Here is a 17,428-nt window from a genome sequence, read left to right as displayed (position 1 = left end):
GCTCACAGCCCTGCCAAGTTGGCCTGGCCCAGGCCGGCGAGGCTGTCGCGCAGGCGATCGGCCTCTGCCCGGGGCAGACCCGGAATGGTCGCGTCTGTGGACGCCGAGGCAGTGTGCAGCTTCACGGTGGCCAGGCCGAACATCCGATCGATGGGCCCGGCATCTACGTCGACGAACTGCAGTCGGCCATACGGGACGACCGTGGCTTTGTGGAACATGATTCCTCGCCGGATGAGGAGGTCATCTGCCCTCTCCGCGTAGCCGATGGCCTTGGCCTGGCGGAGGATGATGACGATGAGGAAGACGGTGAATGCCACGAGCACGGCCCAGATCGCATGCAGCCAGGGCACCTCGGAGGTGAAGATGATGGCGAAGACGAGTGCCACGATGATCATCGGGACGAGGATCGTCAGTGTCGCGATCGTCTCCTTGAGTCCGTATTTGGGGCTGACCCTGTTGAAGTCGGCATCTGTTCCGGACAGATAGTTGAATTCGCGGCTCACGCTGCTTCAGCTCCTGGTGGGTCTTGAGGGGGCAGTGCGCAGAAGCTCTCGACGATCAGGCCGACGATCATCAACGCTGCGGCTGACACCATAGCGAAAAGCATACCTGCCGCCAAATCATTGCGGATGCCCGGTGCTGACAGGAAATAGTAGGCCGCATTTCCCATATACCAGCCTGCCAGTCCCGCCCCAGTCAGGGCGCTGGCCTTAGCCATAACCGCTACTCGGGCCGCTTGGAGTGGGTCGATCTCTTTGGTGCGGTCGCCGTCGTTCCATTTCTTGATCGGCCAGCCCAGGACCAGAAGGACCGCCGCGAGAATGAGCATTCCGATGATGGCGAACCAGGGCAGTCCAGGCAGGGAGAACCCCTGACTTTCGAGCAGCACGTCGACGACTGGCGCCAGCACCGCACCGATGACGGCCCAGATGGCGAGAGTGCTCGACGAAGTTCGCTGCATAGCTCCAAGTCTCTCAAACCCTGGGCACTTATGGTGCCGGGATTCGCGTGATTTCCTGGTCTCCCAGCTCGGCAAGGACCGCAGCGATCGACTGCGGACCGGTGGGCGTGAGAATCTCCACATTCTCGTCGAGCTCGGCCCAGGGCGCGAGGACGAAGGCTCGTTCGTGTGCCCGCGGATGTGGCAGTGTCAGTGTTTCGGTGTCGACGACGAGCTCACCGTCGTGCGTGACGTAGCGAATGAGATCGATGTCGAGGGTACGCGGCCCCCACCGCAGATCTCGAGTCCGTCCGCAGGCGACCTCGATTCCCTGTCCCACAGCCAGGAGTTCGACGGCGGGCAGGCTGGTGGTCACGATGAGTCCGAGGTTGAGGAAGTCGTTCTGCTCGACTCCGCCCCAGGGCGCGGTGCGATACAGCGACGATCGTCTCTGCACCGTGATCTTGGGGTGTCGGTCGAGCGCGGCAGCAGCCTGGTCGAGCGTGTCCGCCGCATCGCCGAGGTTGGCCCCGAGATTGAAGTATGCCTCGTGCTCGCCCAGAGCGGTTTCACCGGTCACTCCCCCCGGTGGGGCGGCACCGACCCCGGCGTCGTGGCGGGAACGGTTGACAGTGACACTGACATCGTTGAAGCTGCGTTCGATCGGGGCACCGGGCTTGTGCACGACGACCTCAACGTGCTCGGCAAGGGTCAGACAGTGATCGGCGATCCTCGCGCCCAGAGTCTCGATGAGGTCGAAGGTATTGTCCTCCACGATGTGTGCGACGTCTTCGGCCAGTTCCCCATAGTGGATCGTGTCTGCGATGTCGTCGCTGGCAGCGGCCCGGGACACCGAGGTGTGAAGGGTGACATCGATGATGAAGTCCTGGCCCTCACGCTTCTCGAAGTCGAAGACCCCGTGGTTGCCGCGCACGGTCAGTCCGCGCAGCTCGATCCGATCCCGTTGGCCGCTCATGCTTGGCCCTCGGCCGTGGAAGCTTCTGAGCTAGCTGTCGAAGCATGTGAGTTCACGGCGTCAAGGACCTTGACCGCGATCGCCGAGGTGGCCGGTTCGTGGACGCGCACCGCCCACGCTCCGGCCCGGGCCGACAGTGCCGAGATCGCGGCCGTGGCCTGATCCTTCGCCGCTTCCTCGGCGAGTTTCGGATCCTCTGGTGAGAGCAGGGTTGAGATGAATCGTTTCCGGCTGGCTGCGACGAGGAGACGGTGATCCAGGTTCGCGAATTCGTCGAGGGCCGCGAGGATCTGCCAGTTGTGTTCGGCGTTCTTCGAAAATCCCAGGCCCGGATCGAGGATGATGTTCTCCAGCTTCACACCGACGGCGACGGCTTCGTCGATTCTCGTCTTCAGCTCAGCGATCACCTCGGCGACGACATCGTCGTAGTGGAAGGACGCCGATGCGCTATCGAGGTACCCGCGCCAATGCATGAGCACGACGGGGGCAGCTGTCTCGGACGCGACGGACAGCATCGTCGGATCAGAGAGTCCGGCTGAGACGTCGTTGATGATGTGGGCGCCGGCGTTCAGTGACGCCTCGGCGACCGTGGCTCGCATGGTGTCGACGCTGATGGTCGCCCCCGCAGCGGCCAGCTCCCGGATGACAGGAACGACCCGGCGCAGCTCTTCGGCCTCGTCGACTCGAACCGAGCCCGGGCGCGTGGACTCGCCTCCGACGTCGATGATGTCAGCACCGGAAGCCAGCAGTTCGAGGCCGTGGGCGATGGCGGAGTCGTGGTCGAAGTAGCGACCGCCGTCTGAGAAGGAGTCAGGCGTGACGTTGAGTACGCCCATGATCTTGGTGCGTTCCGGTGTGGGCATGTGCGACCTCTACCTCCGGAGGATCAGACTCATGGCTTCTGCTCGCGATGCTGTTTCGCGCAGCTGCCCGCGCACCGCTGACGTGATGGTCGAGGCGCCTGGCTTGCGGACTCCTCGCATCGTCATGCACAGATGTTCTGCCTCGACGACGACGATCGCGCCTTGGGGCTCGAGGTGTTCGACGAGTGCATCGGCGATCTGAGTCGTCAGCCGCTCCTGGACCTGGGGCCTGCGAGCGTAGATCTCAACCAGCCGTGCCAGTTTGGACAGACCTGTGACCTTGCCGTTCTTACTGGGAATGTAGCCGATGTGAGCGACTCCGTGGAACGGCACCAGGTGGTGTTCGCACGTCGAGTACAGGTCGATGTCGCGCACGAGGACCATCTCTTCGTGACTGATGTCGAAGGTCACGCCCAGCACCTCGGCCGGGTCCCGGTGGAGCCCGGCGAAGACCTCCTCATAGGCTCGAGCGACCCTGGACGGGGTCTCGAGCAGACCTTCCCGGTCAGGATCCTCACCGACGGCGATGAGGATCTCTCGCACTGCGGCGGCGATCCTCGCCTGATCGACCTTGTTGCCGGTACCGGCAGGAGCCTCACCGAGGATCTCCGGTACCCCTTCGAGCTCAGACATCAGTAGCCGTTCTCCCTGCCGCCGTCGGAATTGTTCGGGCCACCTGGATTCGTCGGACCCTCGGGACCGTTGCCAGGTGCGCTGTGTGGACCGGTCGGTCCGGTCGGATCATTGGGGTTGATCGGACCCGTGGGGTTGTGCGGAACATGAGGTCCGTTCACACCCGTCGGACCGGCGCCCGGTACGTCGGTGGTGTCGACTTCCGGGTGACCGTTGCCCTTGCCGCTGCGGTCGCCGCTGAGCGGAGCCGGTGGATCGATCGGGCCGCGCTCGGAAACCGGACGTTCATCGTTGGCCAGCCACACATCGCGCGTGGGGCGCTTGACGATGGGGGTGAAGATCTCAGCCAATGCCGCCTGATCGAGAGTCTCCCGCTCGAGCAGCTGGTAGGCGAGGTCGTCGAGAACGTCACGGTTGTGCGTCAGCGCCCAGTAGGCGTCGGCGTGGGCGGCGTCGATGATCTCTCGCACCTCATGGTCGATCGAGGACAGCGTCGCGTCACCGTACTCGTCGCCCCCGCCGTAGCCGCGTCCGGCAAATGGTTCGCCTTGATCGTCGCCGATCTTGACCATGCCCAGCTTGTCACTCATACCGTACTGGGTGACCATCTTGCGGGCGATGTTCGTCGCCTTCTCGATGTCATTGCTCGCGCCGGTGGTGGGGTCGTGGAACACGACTTCTTCGGCCACGCGGCCACCCATGGCGTAGGCCAGCTGGTCAAGGAGTTCGTTGCGAGTCGTTGAGTACTTGTCCTCGCTCGGCATGACCATGGTGTAGCCGAGAGCTCGGCCGCGGGGCAGGATGGTGACCTTGGTGACCGGGTCGGTCTGGTTCATCGCAGCAGCAACCAGGGCGTGTCCGCCCTCGTGGTAGGCGGTGATGAGACGTTCCTTGTCATTCATCAGGCGGGTGCGTTTCTGCGGTCCGGCGATGACGCGGTCGATGGCTTCGTCGAGGATGCGGTTGTCGATGACCTTCGAGTTCTCGCGCGCGGTCAGCAGGGCTGCCTCGTTGAGGACGTTGGCCAGGTCCGCGCCGGAGAAGCCGGGTGTGCGCTTGGCGATCTGTCCCAGGTCTACATCGTCCGCGAGCGGCTTGCCTTCGGAGTGGACCTCGAGGATGTGTTCACGGCCCTTCATGTCCGGGGCCTCGACCGGGATCTGACGGTCGAAGCGACCGGGACGCAGAAGTGCTGGGTCGAGCACATCGGGGCGGTTGGTCGCGGCGATGAGGATGACGTTGGTCTTGACGTCGAAGCCGTCCATTTCGACGAGCAGCTGGTTGAGCGTCTGTTCGCGCTCATCGTGGCCGCCGCCCATGCCGGCACCGCGCTGGCGGCCGACGGCGTCGATCTCGTCGATGAAGATGATGCAGGGGGCGTTGGTCTTGGCCTGCTCGAACAGGTCGCGCACACGTGAGGCGCCGACACCGACGTACATCTCGACGAAGTCCGAACCCGAGATCGAGTAGAAGGGAACACCGGCTTCACCGGCCACAGCCTTCGCAAGCAGGGTCTTACCGGTACCGGGCTGACCGTAGAGGAGGACGCCCTTGGGGATCTTGGCACCGACGGCCTTGAACTTCTCCGGTTCGGCCAGGAACTCCTTGATCTCCTCGAGCTCTTCGAGAGCCTCGTCGACTCCGGCGACATCCTTGAATGTGACGTCCGGATTCTCCTTGTTGACCAGCTTCGCCTTCGACTTGCCGAAGTTCATCATCTTCCCGCCCGACATCTGCGAGATGAGGAACCAGAAGACGACGAAGATGATGACGAAGGGAATCAGGGTTCCCAACAGGGACATGAGCCAGCTCTGCTTGGGCACCTCGTCGGTGTATCCCTTGCTGGGCTCGGCCGAGTCCACGGCCTTGACGATCTGCTCTCCACGCTGCTCCACGTAGAAGAACTGAACCTTCTTGCCGAAGTCCTGATCGTCGATGGTGAGGTCGTCCTTGAGGGTCAGGTCGACGCGCTGATCCTTGTCGACGATCTTCGCCTGTTCGACCTTGTCGTCTTGGAGAAGCTCGAGACCTTTCTGGGTGTCGATCTGGCTGAATCCGACTCGGCTGAAGAGCAGAGCACCAATGGACACTACGAGAAGTGCCAGAACGATCCAGACCAATGGGCCTTTCGTCGCCTTGTTGAGCAGTGGGCGACGCTTATTCGACTCGGCCATAAGTCCTCTCAGGAAAAAGATGTGGGCAACCTGTTCAGGCTACCGAGGCTGCCTGGGAACATCCCCCACAGCCTAATACCTCGCACTGACATAGCTCGAATGCACCCGGTTTTGTTCCCGGGTGCAGCGAGCTCTCAGCAAATGCGCGGAACGCTCATGCGTTCGGTTCAGCTGTAGACGTGCTGAGCCAGCGTGGCGACGAACGGAACATTGCGGTACTTCTCCGCATAGTCGAGTCCGTAGCCGATGACGAATTCGTTGGGCACATCGAAGCCGATGTACTTGACGTCGATGTCGACCTTGACGGCTTCTGGCTTACGCAGCATCGTGCAGATCTCGACGGTCGCTGCCCCACGCGAGCGCAGGTTCTGGACCAGCCAGGACAGGGTCAGGCCCGAGTCGATGATGTCTTCGACGATGAGCACATGGCGATCCGAAAGATCCGTGTCGAGGTCCTTGAGGATGCGCACGACACCGGAGGATTTTGTTCCCGAACCGTAGGAGGAGACGGCCATCCAGTCCATGGTGACCGGCGAGTGGATCGCGCGGGCCAGGTCCGCCATGACCATGACGGCACCCTTGAGGACACCGACGAGGAGGATGTCCTTGCCCTTGTAGTCTTCATCGATGGCGGTTGCCAGTTCAACGAGTCGTGCGGCTATCTGTTCTTCCGAGACAAGCACTTTTTCGATGTCATTGCCGAGATCGTTGATGTCCACTGCAGTCGTTTCTCCTCGCTTGGGGTGGGGTGTGTCTCCATTATGATTCACTTCTGCCTCGGCATGCCACCGCGACGGCCTGTTGTGCCTCCGGCAACCTGCGTTGAGCCGCCGTGGGTGCCTGTCGGGATCAGCTCGTCGTCGACCGTGCCTGGGGATGCGGCAAGGAACCCCGTCACGCCCATGAGCGTGGAGACACCGACCATGAACCACAGCGGCACCGCCCATCCAGAGGTGAGGCCCAGCAGACCACCGACGGCCAAGGGGCCGATCGCGGCCAGCACGTAGCCCGACGACTGCACGAAGGCCGAGGTCCGCGCCGTGATCGCCACATCATGGGTGCGGCCGGTGATGAGGGCGAGCGCGGCAGGAAAGGCGAAGCCGCCGTAGCCCAGGAGGATCGCCCACAGGATTGGCATGGTGGTGGGAATGAGGAGCAGCCCGAGATAGCCGCACACGGCGCTGAGTGAGAAGCTGACGAGGAAGAAACGCGGCAGGATGCTGCGCATGATGATCTGCGGGGCGAGGAATCCACCTGGGATTCCGCCGAGGGTGACGACCGTGAGCATGAGTCCGGCAAGCACCGGGTCGAGGCCAGCATCACGGTAGATCTGCGGCAGCCACCCGAATTGGACGTAGGCGTTGACCGATTGGAGACCGAAGAACATCGCCATGTACCTGGCCTTGGCAGAGGTGAAGATGTGCCGCCGAGGTGGGGCCGCTTCAGGTGTGTCCCCACCGGGTCGATCGAGGCTGGGCACAGATCGCGCGAGCCGGAGGATGACCCAGGTGACCAGGGCGCAGGCCGGCACAAGTGCCCAGATGCCGAGTCCCACTCGCCAGTTGTCGAAATGGCCGGTGATGGGGGCGGTGAGGAAGGCGGGGAACATTGCACCCAGTCCCAGGGAGACGGTGAATGCGGTGGCGCCGAGGTTGGTGCGGTCGGGGAAGCGCGTCTTCACATAGACGGGCAGGATGACGTTTCCGATGGACATTCCAGCCAGTGCGACCACAGTCAGCCCGGCAAAGCTGAGCCAGCCGTCGACGAGCGCCCGGGCACCGACGCCCACGGTGATGAGGACGCAAGTCATCACCAGTGATCCGAAGAGTCCGACCTTCTTGAGCACCGGCACGGCGATGAATCCGCAGATCGCAAAGATCAGCCCGGGAAGGGCGGTGAGCAGCCCCGTCTGCCATTCGGCCAGAGCGAAGGCGCCTTGGACCTCGGAGAGGACGGGGCCCAACGACGAGGCGGCCGGACGCAGGGAGCAGGCGATGAGAACGAGGGCCGCGAGTGCCAGTACGTCGAGGCCCCGCCCCGTACGATGGCTGTGTTCGGGCTGAGAGGTCATTGCCTCATCCTTTCAGACGCTCGGGGAACCCGGTCTTCGGGTCCGCTGCCGTACTCGTTGGATCGTCGCCCAAGCCGGGTCTGACCAAGCAAGAATACGGTATACCATTTGAAGAGCAAGGTCCCCGCCGACACTGAGGGTTCCCACCGATATGGAAGGACGATGATGACCATTCTGAGAAATGTGCGGCTCTTCCCCCGCACCGCCGATGCCGAAGCCGTCGATGTCGAGATCAAGGACGGACGCTTCTCCTCGTTCACACCGCACAGCCCAGGGACCACCTCGGCGGGAGACATCGACGGTGCCGGCCGGGCACTGCTGCCCAGCCTCGGCGACGTCCATGCCCATCTCGATTCGAACCGCATGGGTCAGACCTTCCGCCCCCACACTGCCGACGGAACTCTGCACGGCTACATCATGAACGACCGAGAGAACTGGCGCGGCGGCGAGCGCAGCGTCCGCGACCAGGCCGCCTACGTGATCGCGAAGATCGTCGCCTCCGGAGGCACGCGCATCCGTTCGCACACTCAGATCGATGCCGACTGCGGCCTGGAGCGCTTCAGCGGCGTCCGCGACGCGCTGGCCGATCATGCCACGGTCCTGGACTCGCAGATCGTGGCGTTCCCGCAGGCCGGCATCGTGCGGGAGAATGGTGTGAGAGATCTTCTCGACGCGGCCCTGAGTGAAGGGGCCGATCTGGTCGGCGGACTCGATCCGCTCCAGTACGATCGCGATCCGGTGGCACATCTCGATGTCGTCTTCGGCCTGGCGGAGAAGCACGGCAAGGGCATCGACATCCACCTGCATGAGCACGGCAGCGCGGGCATCTTCACCTTTGAGGAGATCGCTCACCGCACGAAGGCCCTCGGCTTGGCCGGGCAGGTGACCATCTCCCATGCCTTCGCTCTGAGTTCGAATCCCGAGCCTGAGGTCGAACGGATCATCGAGCTGGTCGCCGAGGCAGGCATCTCCCTGACGACAGTGGCACCGCAGGGCGGCGTCCTTCCTCAGCGCAGTCTGCGGGAGCAGCGGGTAGCGCTCGGCCTCGGCGAGGACGGCCAGCGCGACTACTGGAGCCCCTACGGCGACGGGGACCTGCTGCGCCGGACCTGGCAGCTGGCATTCACCAATGGGCACCGCCGGGATGAGGACATCGAGGCCTGCCTCGACATCGCCTCACGCGGTGGAGCACAGGTGATGGCCGGTGCCCGACCGGACGCAACGGCACTGGTCGATGATGCCCGCTTCGGTCTGGGAATCGGTGCACCGGCGGACTTCATGCTGGTCACCGCCGATACCGTCACCTCGGCGATCATGGACTGCCCTGCAGATCGTGACGTCTTCAAGCACGGTCGCCTCGTGGCCGCCGCCGGTCGGCTGGTCACCGGCGAGGCCTGAGTCAGTCAGCCTTCGTCAGGAGTCAGCCAGCCTTCGCCTCGCGTCGAAAACGCAGGAGCTGACCGGTGATGATGACTTCGGTGTCACCGGGCAGCGACAGTCGGGTGCGTGTGCGCCCCTGTGATCCGGGATCTCGGATCAGGGCGAGCAGTTCGCTGATGCGGGCGGCGCCGAAGCTCTGGGCGGGTACGTCCATGGAGATCAGCCACTCGCGGAGGACGCGGGAGGCCAGCGCATCGTCGAGGCCCGCCACCTCGCTCAGCGGCACCTCGGTGCGTCCCCGCACTGCGGCGGCTGCGGAGGCGGCGAGTTCGTCGAGGCAGTCGGCATCGGCGCGGCACAGTTCGGCGGTGCGCGCCAGGTTCGCCGTGATGGGCTGACCCAGATCAGTCTCCAGGGAGGCCAGCAAGCTGCGGGCTCGCACCCTGGCGAAGGTGTCGTCGGTGTTCATCGGGTCGTGCCAGACCTCGATGTTCTGAGCCCGGCACGAGGCAAGGGTGCTCGCTCGGTCGACGTCGAGGAGGGGGCGGAGGACCCGCCCGGTGCGCAGAGCCATTCCGGCCAGGGATCTCGTGCCCGAACCGCGCATGAGCCCCAGCAGCACCGTCTCCGCCTGGTCGCTTCGGGTGTGTGCGGTCAGCACCCAATCTGCACCTCCTGCCGACCGTGCGGACTCGAGTGCACGGTAGCGGGCATCACGGGCGGCACCCTCGAGGCCGTCGACCCCGGCCTCGACGTTGACGGTGGCGACCTCGGCGGGCACACCCCAGGATTCGGCGATCGAGATCACCCGTCGGGCCACCTCGGCGGATGTGGGCTGGAGCCCGTGATCAACGGTCACGGCACGCGCGCGCAGCTCCCCGCGGCGGTGGAGGAAGGCGCAGGCGTGCAGCAACGCCATCGAGTCGGCTCCGCCGGAGACTGCGACGATGACGCTCGGCTGCTGCGAGGAGTCGCCCACCTGGGCTACGGCGTCGCGGACGCAATTGCGGATCGTGCCGCTGGCCGGATCGAGACTCGGCCGCCGAGGTGGTCGCCCTTCAGCCGTGGACACGGTCCAGCCACAGGCTCGGGGTGTGGATCTCCTCGCTCTTCGGCAGGTTCTCCGGGCTGTCGTAGATGACGGAGAAGCCGGTCTGGCCGACCTCTTTGCGAATGGCGCGGACGAAGGTGGCACCGTCACGGTACTGGGCGAGTTTGAGGTTCATGCCCAGCAGGTTCGACAGGAATCCGCCCTGCCCGGCATCCCTGCGGGCCTCGAACTTGCGGCGCAGCTTCCGGACACTGGGGATCACTTCGATGCCGACCTCGTCCATGACGACGTCGGCGTGGCCTTCGAGGAGGCTGAGGATCGCAGAGGCCTCGTCGAGAGCGCTGCGCATCCCCTCGTCGCGGATCAGATCGACCATGCTCGCATCGCCTTTGACGATCTGCCCCACGGTGGAGAACAAATCGGCAATTCCCCGAATGCCCGGAGCCTTGAGCGGGGTCGCCACGACCTGAGAGAGCAGAGAACGCATGTGCTCGCGCAGCCAGGGCGCGGTCGCGAACTGCACCTGGTGTGTGGCCTCGTGCAGGGCTACCCACATGCGGAAATCGCGTGGGTTGACCTTCATGGCCTCTTCGGCGATGAGGACTGCAGGAGCCACGAACATCAGCCGGCCCGTGGACACAGCGAACGGATCGAACTGGCCCAACACCCGCGTGGACAACAGCGAGAGCACCCCGGCCAACTCCACGGCCGCCGCCTTCGCCGCACCTGGGCCGACAGGTGCGGGCAGGGAATCTACGTCGACCATGCCGTTGAGCGACTGGGCGTTGGCCTTGATCCAGCCGATCTGATCCAGGACGAGCACGGAACCGGCGCCCAAGCGTGTGCGCACGTCATCGGCATGGGCCGGTTCGAGGAGGAAGGAGTCGACGACGAGTTCCTGGGCTGTGAGCGCGTTGTCTTTGAGCCCGGCGACCAGCTCATCGAGTTCATCGGTGTCGGGCACACGTGCTGCGGGGACGAGTTCGCGGGCTGTGCGGGCGGCGAATTTCTCATCGACGATCATTGGCAGCCGCAATTCGCGAGTGCTGCGACGATGTCGTCCACGGTCTTCCTGGCTTCCAATATTTTGTCCTTGTCCACGTCGTCGATCTGCAGGGTGAAGACGAGATAGCGTCCATCGGCATCGAGCACCCCTCCGGCCAGTGAGGTCACGGTCGACAGCGTTCCTGTCTTCGCGTGCACTGCTCCGGCTGCGTTCCTGTCCTTGGTGAATCTGTCTGTGAGCGTACCGGTCAATCCGCCCACGGGCATCGCGGCGATGAGGTCTGAGAGCGAATCATCGGCGACGACCGAGGCCTGCAGAATGGTCGTCAGGTCATGCGGACTGATCTGGTTGTCATAGGACAGACCCGAGGTGTCCTCAAGGTGCGTCTGACCCAGGTCCACCGAGTCCGACAGGGCGTCGAGCACAGCCTGCGGGCCCGCTTCGAGGCTGCCGGGCTGGTCCTGAGCGATCGCGACCTCATTGCCGAGGACCTCGGCGACGACGTTGTCACTGTGTACGAGGGCGTATTCGACGATCTCGGAGATCGTGGCCGACTCCACCTCTGCCAGCTCGGTGGGCTTCGCGTCAGTGCTGGTCTTCGCCTCATCGCCGGTGGACTCTGCAGGCTGCGGATCTTCAGTGACCGTGATGCCGGCAGCCTTGAGTTCCTTGGTGAACACGGCGAAGGCGTCCTTGGCCGGATGTTCGCTGCGCCCGCGCCACTCCTTGTCCTTGCTGCCGACGTAGCCGGTGTCGATCATCAGCGGCTGGATGGGGGTGATCACACCCTTCGCGATGTCCACGCGTTCCCAGCCGGGGCTGAAGTCCTTACCCGAGTACCGGGACGTATCCAGGTCAAGGGCCACCTCGGCGACGCCCTGGCTCTTCAGAGACTCCGCGCTCTGCTGGGCCAGCGTCGCCAGTCCGGCGTGACCGTTCACGGCTCCTGGCTGGGACTCCCCCGCGCCCAGAAGCGAGTCACCGCCGCCCTGCAGAGTCACCGTCGCAGTCGACGGATCGAACTCCGTAGCCGTGGACAGTCGCTTCTCGCCGCCGATCGCCAGCAGTGCTGCGGAACCGGTGAGGACCTTCGTCACCGAGGCCGGCGTGCGCGGTTTGTTCTCGTTCTTCGCATAGAGGATGTCATCGCTGAGGCCGTCGCGGATCTCGATCCCCAAGCCCTTGACCTTGGAGTCGGAGAGGATCTTATCCACCTTGTCAGGGATCGCTGTGGGCACCGGTGCCGAATCATCGAGCGCCGAGGCGGGCGCGGGCACATCTTTGCCCTGAGCGTGGGGTGAGGGGACGTCCTGGACCTCGATGGCAGGCTCGGTGGTGAGTATTCCCGGGAGTTCGGGGAAGACGTCGTAGGCGTCGAGTGCCGCAACTCCGGCCAGCAGCACAGCAAGGCTGCCTGCCGTGATGCCGGCGACAGCCTTCTTCGACCGTTTCCGCTTCTTCCGCTCCGGGGTCGGGTTCAAGCGCGGGCCCTCGTTCTCATTGCTGCCGTCCTCGCCGTAGCCGTTGTGGTTGTCGTTCGTGGGGACTTGTAAGCTCTATTCTAGTGATGCAACCCTAGCTTGAAGGAGCACTATGGAACTCTTGGCCACAATCGAGATCCCGCGCGGATCGCGCAACAAGTACGAGGTCGACCACGAGACCGGTCGGGTCAAGCTCGACCGCTACCTCTACACCTCGATGCAGTACCCCGCTGACTACGGCTTCTTCGAAGACACCCTGGGCAACGACGGTGACCCGCTCGACGTGCTCGTCCTGCTGCCCGAGCCGCTGTTCCCAGGCGTCCTCATCGATGTGCGCCCCATCGGCATGTTCAAGATGGAAGACGAAGCAGGCGGCGACGACAAGGTCCTCGGCGTCACCGCTGGCGACCCTCGCTGGGAGAGCTACCAGGACATCAGCGACGTCGACCAGTTCACACTGGATTCGATCGAGCACTTCTTCACCCGCTACAAGGATCTTGAGCCCGGCAAGTTCGTCAAGGGCTCCAGCTGGGTCGGCCGCGCCGAAGCAGAGGCTGAGGTCGAAGCCTCGATCAAGCGCTTCAAAGAGTCTCACTGAGTTCACCCTCGCCGAGGTGGTGTGAAGCATCCCCTCGACCCGAGTTCAGAGACCGTCCGGACATCTTCGTCCGGACGGTCTCTGCGTTCTTCAGACTGGCAGCTGCTACGCCTTGAGGGACGCATTACTTAGGTGATCCTAATGAGAAGTGTGAGCCAGGTTATGCGATTGTCGAGACATGAAACTCGATCATGTGTCCTTCGCCAGCGAACCAGACGGGTACAAAGCGACTGCCGAGAGAATCTCGGAGAAGCTCGGTGTGGTTCCCTACGACGGTGGCGTGCATCCTCGATTCGGAACCAGAAATCTGATCTTCCCCCTCGCGAACGGTCATTACCTCGAAGTCGTCGAAGCCTTGGAGCACCCGGCCGCGCTGTCAACACCCTTCGGCCAGGCAGTCCGAGCTCGTTCCGAGCTCGGCGGCGGCTGGATGGGCTGGTGCGTCTCAGTCGATGACCTCGCCGGAGTGGAGACCCGTCTCGAACGCAAGGCCGTCGACGGAAACCGCACCCCAGAATCAGGTCTGGAACTCAAGTGGCTGCAGATCGGAATCAAGGGGCTCATCGCCGACCCCCAGCTTCCGTTCTTCATCAAGTGGGCTGCCGACTCGTCTGAACACCCTTCGTCCTACAAGACCAATGGCGACGTCGCCATCGATACCCTGCAGATCGCCGGGGATCGTGACCGACTGCGCGATTGGCTGGGGACCCAGGATCCCAAGCCGATCCCGGAGATCCACATCGACTGGTCATCACCTCACGGCACCCCCGGCATCATGTCGGTCAGCTTCGAGACCGCAAAGAACGGCCTCGTCACCATCTGAGTCACCGTTGCAGACGTTGCCGGGCGACCGGCGGCGGACACCAGAGGGCATCACACTAACGCGGTGTGATGCCCTCTGTGCTTTCGTGCTGAAAGAGTTCCCTGCGTCTTCACTGGCTGGCGGCAATCAGCCTCAGGGACCGTTTCCGCATGGATAGACTGATTCCGTGAACACCTGGGAGAACGGACCACTGAACACAACGCATCAGCGGTTCGTCGAAGAGCATCTCGATGGCCTCGATCTTGTCGAAGACATGTCGTGGGGCCTCATCGACACCAGCGTTCTGCACGTGCGATCTTCCGGTGCTGACTTCGTCGTCAAATGTGCAGGCCCCGGCAATCATCACATCGGCCGTGAGATCACGGCCCATGAGTCATCGACTCAGCAGCTCGTCGATCTCGGCTTGACCAGTCGAATGATCGCGTCTGATCGGTCCAAGAACATCCTCATCACCACATATCTCCAAGGCCGATTGATTCAAGGTTCGTCTGTGGAGTTTGACTATGACATTCATGAGCAAGCGGGCGCAGCTCTGCGAGCCCTCCACTGCATGGACTCGGTGATGGACTCAGATTACGAACGGCGAGCGACGGAGAAGTCTCTGAACCTGCTGGGGAAGCCACACCGGATTGAACCGCTGACAGAACACCGTGCTCGTCGCCTGCTCACAGGCTACCGGCCGCGCCCTGTCGCTCTCGTGCCCACTCATGGTGACTGGCAGCCTCGCAACTGGTTGGTCCATGAGGAGCGATTGCGCGTGATTGACTTCGGACGTTTCGAATACCGTCCGCCTGCAACAGACCTATGCCGGCTCGCGGTCCAACAATGGTCGGCCTCGAACCGGTTGGAAGACGCCTTCGTCGAAGGGTATGGGGCCGACCCTCGGCATGAGGAGGTCTGGTTGATCGATCTCCTGCGTGAAGCCATCGACACGGCAGTCTGGGCATATCAAGTTGGCGACCAGCGATTCGAAGACCAGGGCCACCGCATGCTCGCGCGGGCGCTGCGCCGCTTCGACACGTAGCCGAACAGCCGAAGAGTGGGCATTCAGTACGAATGCCCACTCTTCGGCTGTGGAACCTTTAGATCAGACTTTGGCGCGGTCTGCGGTGCTTAGGTCAGTTGCCCCGGCCGAGTCCGTTGCCGTTGCCCCGACCATTGTTGCCATTGTTCCCGTTGCCGTTCCCGTTATTGCCATTGTTCCCGTTGTTGCCGTTGTTGTCCTTCTTCGGCGGTTTGCCGTTGTCCTTGCCCTTGCCGCGCAGGACCTGGACGACGGATGGACGCGGCATTGCAGCGACTCCTGCGTCGACATCGGTGGCATCGACGAAGTCCGGGAACTGTGAGTGCTGGTTGGCCCAGCTTCCGTCCTCACCTGGGTGCTGGACGGCGACGAAGGCTGATTTGTCGTCGTCGTGGATCAGCGGTCCGCAGACCTCTCCCTCACGCGGTACGGAGAGGAACTGCTCAACGCGGCCCCTCTGCTTGCCTTCGATCGTGACCTTGAACAGTCCGTCGCAGTACCCGATTCCATCAGGGGCACCATCGGTGGAGATCCACAGATTCCCGGCGCTGTCGAAGGTGACGTTGTCGGGGCAGGAGATCGGTGAGACCTGGTCGACGGGGAAGCCGGAGAAATAGGTCTTGTCACCCTGCTTCGGATCGCCGCAGACCATCAGCAGGGTCCAGTCGAACTCGGTGCCGGTGTGGTCGCCATTGCGTTCGGTCAGCTCCACAATGTGACCGTCACGGTTCTCGGTCCGTGGGTTGGCCTCATCGGCTGCTGCCTTGCCGTCGGTGCCGCGGTCCGAGTTGTTCGTGCAGGCGACGTAGATCTTGCCGTTGACCGGGTTCGGCTCGACGTCCTCGCAGCGGTCCATCTTCGTGGGTCCGACCTTGTCGGCTGCCAGACGGGTGTTGACGAGCACCTCGTCGATCGCCATCCCGGAGACCTGGGACTTGCCGTCCTTGATCAGCGGCAGCCACTGTCCGCTGCCGTCGAACTCTCCGTCGGCAGGCACTGCGCCGCTGCCGTCGATCTCGTTCTTCGGTGAGTTGCCGGTGAACTTCGCAACGAAGAGATCCCCCTCGGACAGGAGGGTGAGGTTGTGCGACAGATCGCCCTCGACGTACTTGTCCTTGGACACGAACTTGTAGAGATAGTCGAACTTCTCATCATCGCCCATGTAGGCCACAGCGTGACCGGAGTCCGCGATCGTGATGTTGGCTCCCTCATGCTTGAACCGGCCGAGGCTGGTGTGCTTGAGCGGAGTCGATTCAGGGTCCCGTGGGTCGACTTCGACGATCCATCCGAAGCGGTTCGCTTCGTTGCCGTAACCGGACTTGTTCGTGTCGAAACGCTGCAGATCGTCTTCCCACCCGTAGGCCGAGGCGTCATTGGTCAGTCCGTAGCGCCTATCGGCGTCCGACTGTCCCTGTGCCCTGAAGTAGGAGTTGAAGTTCTCCTCACCGGAGACCAGCGTTCCCCACGGGGTCAGTCCGCCGGAGCAGTTGCCCAGGGTGCCCTGGACCTTGTCGCCCTTGGGGTAGTCTCGCGTCCGGAGCAGATCCGAACCGGCGGCAGGCCCGGTGAACTCGTATTCTGTGCCGATGAGGAAGCGACGGTTGTTCGCCCCGTTGACGTCGACCTTCCACGGAGTCTTCGCGTTCCTGCGCTCAAGCTCGACGACGGTGAGTCCGTGTGCTTCACGGCTGATCGCCCGCTTCGTCTTCTCGTCCATGGAGTCGGGGTACATGATCGCATCGTTGCTGTACTCATGGTTGGCAAAGAGCAGTGCGCGGTTGCCGTCTCCGCTGCGATCGACCTGGATCTCGAGGAAGTCGTTGTTGTACCCGAACTGACGGCGCTGCTTCTTAACCGACTGGTTCTCTGGATCGAAGGGTTCCGAGTCGGGGAAGAGTGCATCGCCCCACCGCACGATGGGGTGCCAGGAGTAGCCCTTGGGGACGATGAATTCGTCGACCTCGTGGTGCACCGGGTCGATGGCCTTGAACGCGAGGCTCTTCCCCTTGGCTGCTGCGCTGCTGGCACTGGGGCTGGGCGCCGTCGTCACTGCGATCGCCAGGGCTCCGGCGGCTGAAGCACCGAGGGCGGCCCGTCGGGTCAGCTGGGTTCCCACGATGTCGCGGAAGTAGCTGTTCGATGACGTGTTGCAGATTGCCTTGCTGCATGCGTTGTCGCATTTGAGTGCGCAGGTGACGGGGCTTCGCTTGCCACGGACATGTCCGGCCATGGGCAGAAGTTCGCGTAGGGGTGCCATCGGTTCGGTTATCTCCTCGGATCGGGACTTTCGGTTCCCACCTCGCCAGGCGATGGGGAACTCACCCGATCGAGAATTCCACCATGACTTGGCCCCAGCGCTACCGCTTGGTGAACTGGGAGTGAACCCGCGGACAGCAGTGCATTACGTC

Annotated in this window: 16 protein-coding genes; 4 read left to right on the top strand and 12 right to left on the bottom strand. The window is 63.4% G+C overall.

Translation table 11 applies throughout. The features are described 5' to 3' along the window. Positions 1-2: 2 nt before the first annotated feature. The 8 genes from LQ788_RS05575 to LQ788_RS05540 form a co-directional block, all read right to left on the bottom strand. A complete protein-coding gene (locus tag LQ788_RS05575) occupies positions 3-503 on the bottom strand; it encodes a PH domain-containing protein (protein ID WP_231445812.1) in 501 nt (166 codons plus the stop codon). Continuing rightward, the gene (locus tag LQ788_RS05570; protein ID WP_231445811.1) at positions 500-961 is read right to left on the bottom strand and encodes a DUF3180 domain-containing protein; all 462 of its coding nucleotides are present in this window, start codon (positions 959-961) and stop codon (positions 500-502) included. Before LQ788_RS05570 ends, LQ788_RS05575 begins: the two co-directional genes overlap by 4 nt. A 28-nt stretch (positions 962-989) precedes the next feature. Next, a complete protein-coding gene (folK, locus tag LQ788_RS05565) occupies positions 990-1,916 on the bottom strand; it encodes a 2-amino-4-hydroxy-6-hydroxymethyldihydropteridine diphosphokinase (RefSeq protein ID WP_231445810.1) in 927 nt (308 codons plus the stop codon). Beyond that, the gene (gene folP, locus LQ788_RS05560) at positions 1,913-2,779 is read right to left on the bottom strand and encodes a dihydropteroate synthase (RefSeq protein ID WP_231445809.1); all 867 of its coding nucleotides are present in this window, start codon (positions 2,777-2,779) and stop codon (positions 1,913-1,915) included. Before folP ends, folK begins: the two co-directional genes overlap by 4 nt. A gap of 9 nt (positions 2,780-2,788) precedes the next feature. Beyond that, a complete protein-coding gene (folE, locus tag LQ788_RS05555; protein WP_231445808.1) occupies positions 2,789-3,412 on the bottom strand; it encodes a GTP cyclohydrolase I FolE in 624 nt (207 codons plus the stop codon). Beyond that, on the bottom strand, positions 3,412-5,586 hold the full coding sequence (gene ftsH, locus LQ788_RS05550) for an ATP-dependent zinc metalloprotease FtsH (RefSeq protein ID WP_231445806.1): 2,175 nt from the start codon (positions 5,584-5,586) through the stop codon (positions 3,412-3,414). Before ftsH ends, folE begins: the two co-directional genes overlap by 1 nt. Positions 5,587-5,753: 167 nt before the next feature. Then, entirely contained in the window at positions 5,754-6,305 is a 552-nt protein-coding gene (hpt, locus tag LQ788_RS05545) for a hypoxanthine phosphoribosyltransferase (RefSeq protein ID WP_009883401.1), read from the bottom strand. Between the two features lie 47 nt (positions 6,306-6,352). Further along, positions 6,353-7,657, bottom strand: coding sequence for an MFS transporter (locus LQ788_RS05540; protein WP_231445804.1), 1,305 nt, complete (start codon positions 7,655-7,657; stop codon positions 6,353-6,355). Positions 7,658-7,819: 162 nt separating this feature from the next. Between LQ788_RS05540 and LQ788_RS05535 the strand changes: the two genes are divergently transcribed. Further along, positions 7,820-9,055, top strand: a complete 1,236-nt coding sequence (locus LQ788_RS05535) for an amidohydrolase family protein (RefSeq protein ID WP_231445803.1) — start codon at positions 7,820-7,822, stop codon at positions 9,053-9,055. A 22-nt stretch (positions 9,056-9,077) separates the two neighbouring features. On the opposite strand, the gene tilS is transcribed toward LQ788_RS05535, so the two are convergent. Genes tilS through dacB form a run of 3 tightly spaced genes read right to left on the bottom strand, consistent with a single transcriptional unit; the run spans position 9,078 to position 12,575 of the window. Next, on the bottom strand, positions 9,078-10,109 hold the full coding sequence (gene tilS / locus LQ788_RS05530) for a tRNA lysidine(34) synthetase TilS (RefSeq protein WP_231445802.1): 1,032 nt from the start codon (positions 10,107-10,109) through the stop codon (positions 9,078-9,080). Next, positions 10,096-11,112, bottom strand: coding sequence for a zinc-dependent metalloprotease (locus LQ788_RS05525; protein ID WP_231445800.1), 1,017 nt, complete (start codon positions 11,110-11,112; stop codon positions 10,096-10,098). The genes tilS and LQ788_RS05525 overlap by 14 nt, the downstream gene beginning before the upstream one ends. Beyond that, positions 11,109-12,575, bottom strand: coding sequence for a D-alanyl-D-alanine carboxypeptidase/D-alanyl-D-alanine endopeptidase (gene dacB / locus LQ788_RS05520; protein WP_231445798.1), 1,467 nt, complete (start codon positions 12,573-12,575; stop codon positions 11,109-11,111). Before dacB ends, LQ788_RS05525 begins: the two co-directional genes overlap by 4 nt. A 112-nt stretch (positions 12,576-12,687) precedes the next feature. Here dacB and LQ788_RS05515 point away from each other — a divergent pair, with 112 nt between their 5' ends. The 3 genes from LQ788_RS05515 to LQ788_RS05505 all read left to right on the top strand — a co-directional run bounded on the left by LQ788_RS05515 (position 12,688) and on the right by LQ788_RS05505 (position 15,020). After that, positions 12,688-13,173, top strand: a complete 486-nt coding sequence (locus LQ788_RS05515) for an inorganic diphosphatase (protein ID WP_231445797.1) — start codon at positions 12,688-12,690, stop codon at positions 13,171-13,173. Positions 13,174-13,351: 178 nt separating this feature from the next. Further along, the gene (locus tag LQ788_RS05510; protein ID WP_231445795.1) at positions 13,352-13,996 is read left to right on the top strand and encodes a VOC family protein; all 645 of its coding nucleotides are present in this window, start codon (positions 13,352-13,354) and stop codon (positions 13,994-13,996) included. 166 nt (positions 13,997-14,162) lie between these two features. Beyond that, entirely contained in the window at positions 14,163-15,020 is an 858-nt protein-coding gene (locus LQ788_RS05505; RefSeq protein ID WP_231445794.1) for a phosphotransferase, read from the top strand. 94 nt (positions 15,021-15,114) lie between these two features. Here LQ788_RS05505 and LQ788_RS05500 read toward each other — a convergent pair whose 3' ends face one another. Next, a complete protein-coding gene (locus LQ788_RS05500) occupies positions 15,115-17,277 on the bottom strand; it encodes a PhoX family protein (protein ID WP_231445792.1) in 2,163 nt (720 codons plus the stop codon). Positions 17,278-17,428 lie beyond the last annotated feature (151 nt).

The sequence above is a fragment of the Brevibacterium zhoupengii genome, assembly GCF_021117425.1.
Lineage (GTDB): Bacteria > Actinomycetota > Actinomycetes > Actinomycetales > Brevibacteriaceae > Brevibacterium > Brevibacterium zhoupengii.
This window is presented reverse-complemented; position numbering and strand designations above follow the sequence as displayed.